The sequence below is a fragment of the Paenibacillus bouchesdurhonensis genome (assembly GCF_900155685.1).
Taxonomy (GTDB): domain Bacteria; phylum Bacillota; class Bacilli; order Paenibacillales; family Paenibacillaceae; genus Fontibacillus; species Fontibacillus bouchesdurhonensis.
The window spans coordinates 469,151-481,410 of sequence record NZ_LT732547.1; the positions used below are offsets into that span (position 1 = coordinate 469,151).

Sequence of the window (12,260 nt, forward strand, 5' to 3'; positions counted from 1 at the left end):
AATGGCTCAAAGTGCTTTAAAAACTAGGGATTTTCACCATTTATCCAAGCCTTGGAATATCATATTCAATCTGGTTGCCGGGATTTTCTCCTTTATGTGCGTATTTCCATTTCTATTCGTAGTCATCATTTCCTTCACGGATGAAGGAGTACTGGCGCGTGACGGCTACCGTCTACTGCCTGCCAAGTGGAGTCTTGAAGCCTACAAATACGTGTTTCAAACGGGGGATACGCTGCTCCGTTCGTATGGAGTAACGATATTCGTAACCGTCGTAGGGACGATGATCAGTCTATTGTTTATCGCATTTTATGCTTATGCCATCTCGCGCAAAAGCTTTAAATATCGCAACTTTTTCTCTTTCTTCGCCTTCTTTACCATGCTGTTCAACGGCGGGCTCGTTCCGACGTACATCGTTACAACGCAGCTGCTCGGCTTGAAAGATACGATTTGGGCGCTGATTCTGCCGCTGGCCGTGAATGCATTCTATATTATGATTTTGCGAACCTTCTATAGTACGAGTGTTCCGGATGCGATTTTGGAATCGGGTAAAATCGACGGTGCGGGCGAATTCCGTATTTTCCTGAAGCTTGTATTGCCGCTGTCTCTGCCCGGCTTGGCTACGATCGGGCTGTTCAGCACGCTAGGCTACTGGAATGACTGGTTCAATGCCCTGCTCTATATCGACAATCCTAATCTGGTTCCGCTGCAATCGATGCTGATGCGGATCGAGACGAGCATGCAATTCATTATGCAAAATTCTCAGAATAGCTCACTTAGCCTGGAGGCGCTGCGTTCGATGCCGCAGGATACATCCCGTATGGCGATGGTTGTGCTCGCGACGGGGCCGATTATTTTTGCTTATCCTTTCTTCCAGCGCTATTTTATTCAAGGTCTGACCATTGGCGCTGTTAAAGAATAAGATCATCGAGGTAGAGGAGAGAGTGGAGACGATGACCATGATCTATAAAGATATCAACAAACCAACGGAAGAACGTGTAGAGCATTTGCTCGGGCTTATGACTTTGGAAGAAAAGGCGGGACAGCTGATTCAAAATTTCGGCTGGCAAGCCTATGAGAATATAGATGGAAAAATCAGTCTTGCTGAATCCTTCAAGGAACAGGTGAAAAGCGGAGGTGTTGGCTCTCTTTACGGCACGCTTCGAGCCGACCCATGGACAGGGGTTACGCTGGAGACGGGGCTGTCTCCCCGGGAGGGGGCCGAGGCAGTAAATGAAATTCAGCGCTACGCCATCGAGAATTCCCGGCTCGGCATTCCGATTCTGATTGGGGAGGAATGCTCGCACGGCCATATGGCGATCGGCGCGACAGTGTTCCCCGTGCCGCTGTCCCTCGGCAGCACTTGGAATGTGGAGCTGTATCGCGAGATGTGCCGGGCTGTCGCATTGGAGACGAGAAGCCAAGGCGGCGCGGTCACTTACTCACCTGTGCTGGATGTCGTTCGCGATCCGCGCTGGGGCCGGACGGAGGAGTGCTTCGGGGAAGATCCGCATCTCATTAGCGAAATGGCGGTCGCTTCGGTAAAAGGACTGCAGGGAGATTCGCTAGATCGGGAAGATGCCGTTGCGGCTACCCTCAAGCATTTTGTCGGATATGGCAGCTCCGAAGGCGGCAGAAATGCCGGGCCTGTACACATGGGCATGCGAGAGCTGCTGGAAGTAGATATGCTTCCGTTCAAGAAGGCGGTCGAAGCAGGCGCGTTGTCGATTATGCCGGCTTACAACGAAATTGACGGGGTTCCTTGCACGACGAATCGGGAGCTTCTGGATGATGTGCTTCGCTCGGAGTGGGGCTTCGACGGCATGATCATTACCGATTGCGGGGCGATCGATATGCTCGCGGCGGGGCATGATGTAGCTGAAGATGGAATGGATGCCGCGATTCAGGCCATTACCGCAGGCATTGATATGGAAATGTCCGGCGAAATGTTCGGCAAGTACCTGGTTGAAGCGGTACGCCAAGGAAAGTTGGATGTAGAAGTGGTCGATACGGCCGTGCGTCGGGTGCTGACGCTGAAATTCAAGCTGGGCTTGTTCGAGCGTCCGTATGCCGACCCGGAGCGGGCGGCGGAGGTGATCGGCTGCGATCAGCATAAAGAGCTGGCTCGCCAAATCGCTGGCGAAGGCATCGTCCTGCTGAAGAACGAGGGAGGCATTCTGCCGCTGTCGAAAACGGCAGGCAAGGTCGCGGTCATCGGGCCGAATGCGGACGTAGGGTACAACCAGCTCGGGGATTATACGTCCCCTCAGCCGAAGGATAAGGTAGTCACCGTGCTGGACGGCATTCGCAGCAAGCTTGCCGACCAGCCGGAACGGGTGCTGTATGCGCCGGGATGCCGCATTAAGGGAGATTCCAGGGAAGGCTTCGAATATGCACTATCCTGCGCAGAGCAGGCCGATACGATCGTTATGGTCGTTGGAGGCTCCAGTGCCCGCGATTTCGGCGAGGGCACGATCGATCTGCGGACGGGGGCATCCAAGGTGACGGAAAATTCCTGGAGCGACATGGACTGCGGCGAAGGGATCGACCGCATTTCTCTGCAATTGTCGGGCGTACAGCTGGAGCTTGTTCAAGAGATTCACAAGCTGGGCAAGCCGGTCATCGTCGTCTACATTAATGGACGGCCGATTGCCGAGCCATGGATCGAGGATCATGCTCATGCCGTCGTGGAGGCTTGGTATCCGGGGCAAGAGGGCGGTCATGCGGTCGCGGACGTGTTGTTCGGCGATGTGAACCCTTCAGGGCGTCTGACGATATCGATTCCGAAGCATGTCGGCCAGCTTCCGGTCTACTATAACGGCAAGCGCTCGCGGGGCAAGCGTTATTTGGAGGAGGACTCCCAGCCGCGCTATCCGTTCGGTTACGGTCTGAGCTACACCGAGTTTGCTTATTCCGATCTGCGAATCGAGCCGGAGGTCATTTCGGCGGATGAGGAGGCTGTCGTCAGCCTAACCGTGACGAATGCCGGTCAGCTTGCAGGAGCAGAGGTCGTGCAGATGTACATTTCCGATGTAGCGAGCAAAATAACAAGACCGGCCAAGGAACTGAAGGGCTTTGAGAAGCTCCGGCTCGCGCCGGGGGAAAGCCGGGAAGTAAGCTTTAAGGTCGGCCGGGAACAGTTGGAGTACATCGGGCTCGATCATAAACCGGTCGTGGAGCCGGGGCAATTCAAAATCTATGTCGGCAAGCACGTGAACGACGGACAGAGCGTTGAGCTCAGGGTACGGGAGGAGGAATAGCGATGGAACGGATCAGGAGATTCATTCGTGAGTTGTCGGAATGTCAGTGGCTCGAGTACCGTGAACTGACGAATTGGGATATTTCTTATGCGACGTATCATTTGCCTGGTCAGTATGAGCATTTCGGAACGTATACCGAAGGACGGAATTTGCAGCGGTTCCCGAGTACGCAGGGGACGACCTATTTTTTCAGACAAAAGCTTGAAATTCCTGCGGCTTGGCTCAATGGGCTTAACGGAGGAAACAGCCAAAACAGCCAAAACGAGCATAATGAGCATAACGCCCAAATCGGTCTTATATTTGATGCCCGCGGCGAAGGGCTGCTTCGAATCAATGGAGCCTCCTATCAGGGACTTGATAGTAACCATACATTTGTTACATTGCGGCCGGAGCGGGATGGCAGCGTCCTTGAGCTTGAAATTGAGCTTTTCGATCCGATTCCCGAGCCGGTAGATCCACTGAATCAGCAGGCGGTTATCCAGCCGCCGATTACATCGATACGCAGTAGTCTGGTGCTGGTGAATCGTGCTGTGCAAAGCCTGATGTACACGGTTACGATCGTCCGCGACTCCGCGCTGCTGCTGCCGGAACAGGATTTCCGGCGTACTCGGCTGATCGAGGCGCTGTATCATGCGATGGATCAGTTTGTGTCCTTGGGCAAGAAGGAAGTCTGTAACGGTAAAGCCGTTGAACATATAGAGAAAGGCCTAAAGGAAAGAATCCGGGAAATTGGCGGAAATGCGGAAGGCACGCTGCATATGGTAGGGCAATCGCATATCGATATCGCCTGGCTGTGGCCGATACGAGAGACGGTTCGCAAGGCGAGCCGCACCTTCTCTACGGTCGATGCCCTGATGGATGAGTATCCGCAGTATCGTTATGCGCAAAGCCAGCCGCAATTGTTCGCTTATTTGAAGGATAACGACCCAGAGCTGTATGAACGCGTCAAAGAAAGAATCCGGGAAGGGCGCTGGGAGCTTGTTGGCGGTATGTGGGTCGAACCGGATTTGAATATTCCGAGCGGCGAATCGCTGATGCGGCAAATGCTGTACGGTCAGCGGTTTTACCAAGAGGAATTCGGCATGACGTCAAATATCGAATGGCTGCCGGATACGTTTGGATACTGCGCTTCGCTGCCGCAAATTTTGCAGCATGGCGGTATTCGCTACTTCATGACTACGAAGCTGGGCTGGAACGACACGAATGTGTTTCCGTATGATCTGTTTCACTGGGTCGGCATAGATGGAACGGCGATGCTCTCCTATTTGAATCATGGCGTAAACGAGAACACGCTGCCGAAGGATGTGCATGATCACTGGCAGTCCTACCGGGAAAAGGCCGAGCATAACGAGCAAATGCTGCTCTATGGCCATGGGGACGGCGGAGGCGGCGTCACCCGTGAAATGCTGGAGTATATTGACCGCGCAGAGCTAATGGTCGGGCAGCCTGCCAGCCGGTACAGTACGGCGAAGGAGTTCTTCGCCGGGATCACGGAGGCGGAGCCGAAGCTGCCGGAATGGCACGGCGATTTGTACCTGGAGCTGCACCGCGGAACATATACGACCCATGGCCGCAACAAGCTGAACAATCGAAAGGCGGAAATATTGTATCGCGAGGCTGAGCTGTGGAACGCGTTGGCGGTGCAGGATATGAAGCCGGAGCTGCAGCAAGAGGTCGATCAGCGTCTCCATGACGGCTGGAAGCTGATTCTGCTGAACCAGTTCCATGACATTATCCCTGGCTCGGCGATTACCGAGAGCTATGTTACTTCCATGAAGGAGTATGCCGAAGTATTCGACCATGGCCAGTTTGCGCTGAAGCATGGCGTTAACGCACTGGCGGAAATGATTACGACAATACCAGGCACAGATACAGGGAATGATGGAGCCCAAGGTATTAGCCAAGACGACGCGGGTAAGCCCTATATTATTTTTAACAGTCTGGGGTGGAGCCGCAGTGAAGTTGTCGCCATTGAAATCGAAGAGAGTAATGCGCAAAAGAATGCTTCCCCTGCTGGTGTTGCTGCTTATGATGCGGAAGGACAGCGCCTCACGCTTGACGTTTACACCAATGAACAGGGCAAGCGGACAGCATCGGTACTGGTAAAAAATATTCCGGCCTTCGGTTATACGACAATTTGGATCAAGAAGGACGGTGCAACGGCTGACGCGTCAGCAGATCATGGACATAATACGTCAGTTGATCATGTGCTGCACAGCAGTGAGAACTCTACTATGCCTGCTGACAAAGCCGAAGCCAAGCAGGAGCTTGGCGACATCTGGGAGACGGAATATTACCTTGTCCGCTTCAATCCAAGAGGCGAAATCATCAGCCTGTTCGACAAGCGGGCGAGTCGCGAGATTGTGAAGCAAGGGGAAGCCGCCAATAGGTTTCATTTCTTCCATGATCGTCCGACACTATGGGACGCATGGGATATCGATGACCGTTACGAACAGCAGCCGGCGGGAGAGGCTGAGCTGCTGGAGAAGCGCATTTTGCGGACGGGGGCGACCAAGGACGTGCTTCGCTTCCGGTGGAGCATCAGCCAGTCGATCATTACGCAGGATGTGATTTTCTATCACGATAGTCCGCGCATCGACTTCAAGACACATGTCGACTGGAATGAGGCGCATAAGCTCCTCAAGGTCGGCTTCCCGATCGATGTCGTGACGGACAAGGCGACCTATGAAATACCTTTCGGGGCCTTAGAACGTACGACTCACCGCAATACGAGCTGGGAGCAGGCGCAATATGAGGTGTGCGGTCATCGCTTTGTCGATGTGTCCGAGCGGGGGTATGGCGTAAGCCTGCTCAATGATAGCAAATACGGCTACGATGTTCAGGGCAGCACTATCCGGCTATCCTTGCTGCGCGCGCCGAAATGGCCCGATATAACGGCGGATCTTGGCGAGCATGAGTTTATATACTCGCTTTACCCTCACCAAGGGGACTGGCAGTCTGCGCATACGGTAAGGCAAGCGTCTGAGCTGAACCATGCTTCCGTCATTGCCGCCGCTGAGCGCAGACAAGGCCAGCTTCCTGCGGAGCATTCTTTCATCGCCTTCACGGGAGAGCACGTGATCATCGATACCGTCAAGCCGGCAGAGGATGGAAGCGGGACGATCCTGCGTTTCTATGAATCCTCCGGGGGCCGGGAGGACGTGGAGCTTCGCTGGGCACAGCCTGTGCAGGACGCTTGGCTGTCTAATGCACTGGAAGTGGAAGAGGAACGGCTAAATCATGACAACGGGGTCATTGCTCTGTCTTTTGCACCGTATGAAATTAAGACCATTAAGATTAAGCATTAATTCTTTAGCACCAGCAACAATATCAGAGCAAGCAGTCACAATTAAGCATTCATTGCTTCATTCAGTCAATAGTTCTAATCACACTCATGAGCCTATACTACTCGACATATTAAGGAGAGAAACGACATGGAACAATTCAGATTGCCGAAAATTCCAATGCCGAAGCTGGAGCTGCCAAGGGCTGTGGAGGAGGTATTGCAGGAGGCCGAGGAGAAGCTGGCGCACCGTCCTAAGCTGTTGAAGCTGTTCAAGAATACTTTTCCCAACACGCTGGAGACAACCACCAAGCTGATGGATGACGGTACAACCTTCGTCATTACCGGCGATATTCCGGCGCTATGGCTGCGCGACTCCGTGGAGCAGGTCATTCATTACGTTCCTCTAGCTAAGAATGACGCGGATTTGCAGCGTATTATCGGCGGGCTGATCAAGCGCCATATTCAATATATCCATATCGACCCGTATGCCAATGCGTTTAATGAGACTGCCAATGACTGGCACTGGAACACAACGGACGAGACAGAAATGTCGCCATGGGTATGGGAGCGGAAGTTCGAAATCGATTCATTATGCTTCGTGGTTCGCCTTGCATATATGTATTGGAAAGAGACGGAGCTTACCGATATTTTTGATGCGGGATTTAAAGCGGCTATGCGTAAAATCGTCGATGTTTTCAAAGTAGAGCAGCGTCATTTCGAGCAATCGTCCTATCGTTTTACCCGCAATAATGGGATACCGGAGGACTCCCTTCGCAACAACGGGATGGGGATGCCAGTCAATTATACCGGCATGATCTGGTCAGGCTTTCGTTCGAGCGACGATGCCTGCGATTTCCACTACAACATTCCAGGCAATATGTTTGCGGTCGTGGCTTTGCGTCAGATGCAGGAGTTTGCGGAATGGGTATTCCGGGATATGGACTTCCTAGCGGAGCTGAAGGAGCTTGAGTTTGAAGTGGACTACGGAATCAAGCTGTACGGCATTTACCGCCATCCGGAATTCGGGCCGATTTATGCTTACGAAACCGACGGCTACGGCAACTACTGTCTGATGGATGATGCGGGAACACCGGGATTGATGTCGATTCCGTATCTCGGCTATGTAACGGCAGACGATGAAATTTATCAAAATACTCGCCGTTTCGCGCTCAGCAAAGAGAACCCGTTCTACTTCGAAGGCAAGGCGGCGCGAGGAATTGGCAGCCCGCATACGCCGAAGGATTACATCTGGCATATGGCTCTGTCCATGCAAGGCATTACCGCTCAGACGAAGGAAGAGAAGCTGGAAATGATCGCGCTGCTGGAATCGACAGACGCCGATACAGGCTTTATGCATGAAGGCTTCCATGCGGACGATCCTAAGGTCTTTACGCGGAGCTGGTTCGCTTGGTCGAACAGCTTGTTCTCCCAGCTTGTGTACCGTGCGATGAAGGAAGGCATTTTGTAAGCCCAGCCCCCTTGTGGTTTTGTAAGATTTTCGGCTATTAGCAAGCCCTTTGGTTATGGATTGAACCCCAATTTCAATGAACGATAACCCAAGTGTAATTTTCATACAAAGGAGACATGAACCATGAGCAAAATTATTGGAGAGTCCTTAAAAAACATCCCTTGGCAGGATAAGCCTGCTGGTTTGAATGCGCCGGTCTGGCGTTATTCCGCAAATCCGATTATCGAGAGAAATGCGATACCGAATTCCAACAGTGTATTCAACTCCGCCGTTGTTCCATTCGAGGGCAAGTTTGCCGGCGTGTTCCGCTGCGATTCCCGATCCGTGAGCATGGATATTTTCGCGGGATTTAGCGATGATGGCGTGAACTGGACGATCAATCACGAGCCGATTGTTTTTGAGGGCGACCCTGAAATCACCAAACGGGAATATCGTTACGACCCACGGGTGATTAAGATTGGGGAACGCTATTACATTACCTGGTGCAACGGCTACCATGGCCCAACCATCGGAATCGGCTATACGACCGACTTCAAAACGTTCCACCAGCTAGAAAATGCCTTTTTGCCATATAACCGCAACGGAGTGCTGTTCCCGCGCAAAATCGGTGATTATTATGCTATGGTCAGCCGTCCGAGCGATACGGGGCACACGCCTTTTGGGGATATTTTTTACAGTGTAAGCCCGGATCTCACGTTTTGGGGAAAGCACCGCTATGTGATGGGTACCGTCAGCGGCGATGAATCCGCCTGGCAGTCCAAAAAAATCGGGCCCGGCCCGGTTCCAATCGAAACCGATAAGGGCTGGCTGTTGATTTATCACGGTGTAATCAATACTTGTAATGGATTTGTTTACCGTATGGGCTGCGCTCTGCTTGATTTGGATGAGCCGTGGAAGGTGATCGCTAGATCGCGCAACTACATTCTCGGCCCGGAAACGCTGTACGAATGTGTAGGCGACGTGCCGAATGTAACCTTCCCTTGCGCTGCTTTGACGGATGCAGATACCGGCCGCATTGCGATCTATTACGGCTGTGCCGACACGGTAACGGGACTGGCCTTCACGACGGTGGATGAGCTGCTGAGCTATATGGAGGAGTATCCATTATAAACTGAATTTGGTTGTTGATATAAATCGTTAAAGAAGGCAGGTAATCGAGACATGGAAAAAACAAAAACAGCGCACATCATTTCCCATACCCACTGGGATCGGGAATGGTATTTGCCTTATGAGAAGCATCATGTAAGGCTGGTGCAGCTTATCGATGCTTTGCTGGACAAGCTGGACGGAGATAGCGAATTCCGCAGCTTTTATCTCGATGGACAGACGATTATCCTGGAGGACTACCTTCAGGTTCGCCCGGAAAATCAGGAGCGGCTGCAGCGGCATATTACCGACGGACGCTTGCTAATCGGCCCCTGGTATATATTGCAGGATGCCTTTCTGACGAGCGGGGAAGCCAATGTGCGGAACATGCAAATCGGGCATCAGGATGCCAAGCGTTACGGAGAGGTCGCCAAAATTGGCTACTTCCCGGATACGTTCGGGCTGGTGGGACAGACTCCGCAGCTTATGCAGCAGTCCGGGATTACGAACGTGTTCTTCGGACGCGGCGTGAAGCCGACCGGGTTCAACAATACGGTATCGGATGCGGGTTATGAGTCCTCCTTCTCGGAGCTGATCTGGGAGGGACCGGACGGCTCCAAGGTGCTCGGCATTCTATTTGCGAACTGGTACTCGAACGGGAATGAAGTTCCGGTGGACGAAGCAGAAGCAAGAGCGTTCTGGGATCGCAAGCTGGCGGATGCGGAGAAATACGCCTCGACGAGCGAACTGCTGTTCATGAACGGCTGCGATCACCAGCCAGTGCAGCTGGATTTGCCGGAGGCGATCGAAACAGCGCGGAGGCTGTACCCGGATACGGAATTCGTTCATTCGAATTTTCCGGACTACTTGCAGGCGGTGGAGCAGGCAATGGATAACGACAGTCTGTCGACCGTAAAAGGCGAGCTTCGCAGCCAGCGTACGGACGGCTGGGGCACGCTCGTCAATACGGCGTCGGCTCGCGTCTATTTGAAGCAGATGAACCAGAAAGGGCAGGCGCTGCTGGAAAAGGTTGCGGAACCGTTGGCATCGTTTGCTCAGGTGCTCGGCCAGGACTATCCGCATCACTTGTTTACCTATGCCTGGAAGACGCTGATGCAGAACCATCCGCATGATAGCATTTGCGGCTGCAGCGTAGATGAGGTTCACCGCGAAATGGTGACGCGCTTTGATAAGAGCCGCCATGTCGCGGAGTCGATCATCGACGATAGTAAGCAGGCGATCGCTTCAGCGGTGGATACATCTGTCTTCGCTTCCTTTGGCGAGGATGCGCTGCCGCTTGTAGCGATGAACACGACAGGCTGGAAGCGTTCCGGCACGATTAGTGTCGAGCTGGACGCAGCCCGTCTGTATTTACGGGAAGGCTTTACGCTTGAGGAGACGGCTCGCCGCATGAAAGAGGTCGACCTCTCCGGCCGCGTGCTTGTAGACGATCAAGGAAATACGCTCGATGTGACGGTAGAGGATCTCGGCTTGCTGTTCGGCTATGATCTGCCGGACGACAAGTTCCGTCAGCCGTATATGTGCCGCCGGGTGAAGCTGACGTTCCTGGCGGAGCAGGTGCCTGCGCTTGGGCTGCGTGCGTATGCCTGGGTACGCCGTACCGAGGCTGCAGCTTCTAGTGCAGGTGCAGCCGGCTCTGGTTCGGACGCTGCTGCTTCCTGTTTAGGCACTGCAGTTTCCGGTTCAGGCGCTGCAATTTCAAACGTCGGCTCCTCGCTGCTGCGCGGCGAACGTATGATGGAGAACGAATTGCTTCAGGTCGAGGTTGCTGCCGATGGTTCGTTCTCGCTGACAGACAAGGCGACTGGCCGCGTCTACCGCGATCTTGGCATATATGAGAACACGGGAGATATCGGGAACGAGTATATGTACAAGCAGCCGGAGGGTGAGGCAGCGCTGACGACGAAGGGGCTTCAGGCTAGTATTTCTATACTGGAGGATACCTCCTACCGCGCATCCTTAGAGATTTTGCATGATTGGGAGATTCCGGCTTCGGCGGATGCCAAGCTCGATGAGGAGCAGCGTGCACTCGTGTACTATCCGGAACGTAAAGCTCAGCGCAGCCGGGAGACTGTAAGTTTGAAGCTGCGGACGATCTTGGCTCTGGAGCGGGGCGGCAGAGGGGTTCATATCGAGACGACCATCGATAACAAGGCCAAAGATCATCGGGTACGGGCTTTGTTCCCGACGGATCTGTCGGCTTCCGTGCATCATGCGGATTCGATGTTCGAAGTCCCGGTACGGGACAATGAGCCAGCGCCGGAATGGGTCAATCCAAGCAACACGCAGCATCAGCAGGCGTTCGTGGATTTGAGCGACGAGGCGGCTGGAGCAGGCTTAACCGTGGCTAACCTCGGCTTGAATGAATACGAGGTGCTGCGCGACGGGCGCAATACGATTGCGATCACATTGCTGCGCAGCGTGGGCGAGCTTGGCGACTGGGGCTTGTTCCCGACGCCAGAAGCGCAGTGCCTTGGGGAGCATACGGCGCACATGATGCTGATCCCGCATTCCGGAGACGGCATGACGTCTGGTGCTTATGCGGAAGCCTACCAGTTCCAGATTCCGTGGACGGTATGCCAGACCGGGGTGCATGAGGGAGTTATTGCATCAGACTATACACCGTTTCAGTGGGAGAGCCCAGAGCTGGCCTTCTCTTCATTGAAAATGAATGAGGAGACGGGAGATCTGCTGCTGCGTTGGTATAATATGAGCAATCAGGCGGCAGAGCTCACGTTGACCTCGGACATGAATCAGAAGTATTTCTATAAAACGACGATTCTGGAAGAGCCGCAGGAGCCAATTTTCGGCAATGCCGCAGGCGGATTATCCCTGCTGGTGCAGCCAAGCGAGATTGTGACCTTGGGTCTTCGGCGATAAGTCGCGACCAGCTTCCTTCCAAAGACTGTCTCCAACGCCAATAGGCTCGGAGGCAGTCTTTTTGCTTTGGTGCGGAAATTGACTTTCGAAATGCAGTTAATAAAATGGGTCGACAACAAGCGAAGTGGATTGTTACCCTCATTTGTCTAGTGGTAGGGACACTATGCGGATAAGTACATGCGCGAAGGCTGGGATGGAATCAGGCTGCTACTATTATGTCGATATAAAACATCTGCTTGCGAATAACAAGAGATTAGCTGGA

The 12,260-nt window shown here is 53.3% G+C and carries 6 protein-coding genes; all 6 read left to right on the plus strand.

The window, feature by feature from the left end; all coding sequences use genetic code 11:
• Position 1: 1 nt before the first annotated feature.
• The 6 genes from CZ379_RS01935 (at position 2) to CZ379_RS01960 (ending at position 11,998) form a co-directional block, all read left to right on the plus strand.
• Positions 2-919, plus strand: a complete 918-nt coding sequence (locus CZ379_RS01935) for a carbohydrate ABC transporter permease (protein ID WP_110930061.1) — start codon at positions 2-4, stop codon at positions 917-919.
• A gap of 37 nt (positions 920-956) precedes the next feature.
• Positions 957-3,257 (plus strand): glycoside hydrolase family 3 N-terminal domain-containing protein, encoded by a 2,301-nt coding sequence (locus tag CZ379_RS01940; RefSeq protein WP_110930462.1) that lies wholly within the window; start codon positions 957-959, stop codon positions 3,255-3,257.
• 2 nt (positions 3,258-3,259) lie between these two features.
• Positions 3,260-6,565: an alpha-mannosidase gene (locus CZ379_RS01945; protein WP_110930062.1), complete on the plus strand. Its 3,306-nt coding sequence runs from the start codon at positions 3,260-3,262 to the stop codon at positions 6,563-6,565.
• Between the two features lie 126 nt (positions 6,566-6,691).
• A complete protein-coding gene (locus CZ379_RS01950; RefSeq protein WP_110930063.1) occupies positions 6,692-8,011 on the plus strand; it encodes a glycoside hydrolase family 125 protein in 1,320 nt (439 codons plus the stop codon).
• Positions 8,012-8,134: 123 nt separating this feature from the next.
• Complete coding sequence (locus CZ379_RS01955) at positions 8,135-9,121, plus strand: glycoside hydrolase family 130 protein (protein ID WP_110930064.1); 987 nt, start codon at positions 8,135-8,137, stop codon at positions 9,119-9,121.
• A 51-nt stretch (positions 9,122-9,172) separates the two neighbouring features.
• The gene (locus CZ379_RS01960) at positions 9,173-11,998 is read left to right on the plus strand and encodes an alpha-mannosidase (RefSeq protein WP_110930065.1); all 2,826 of its coding nucleotides are present in this window, start codon (positions 9,173-9,175) and stop codon (positions 11,996-11,998) included.
• Positions 11,999-12,260: the final 262 nt, after the last annotated feature.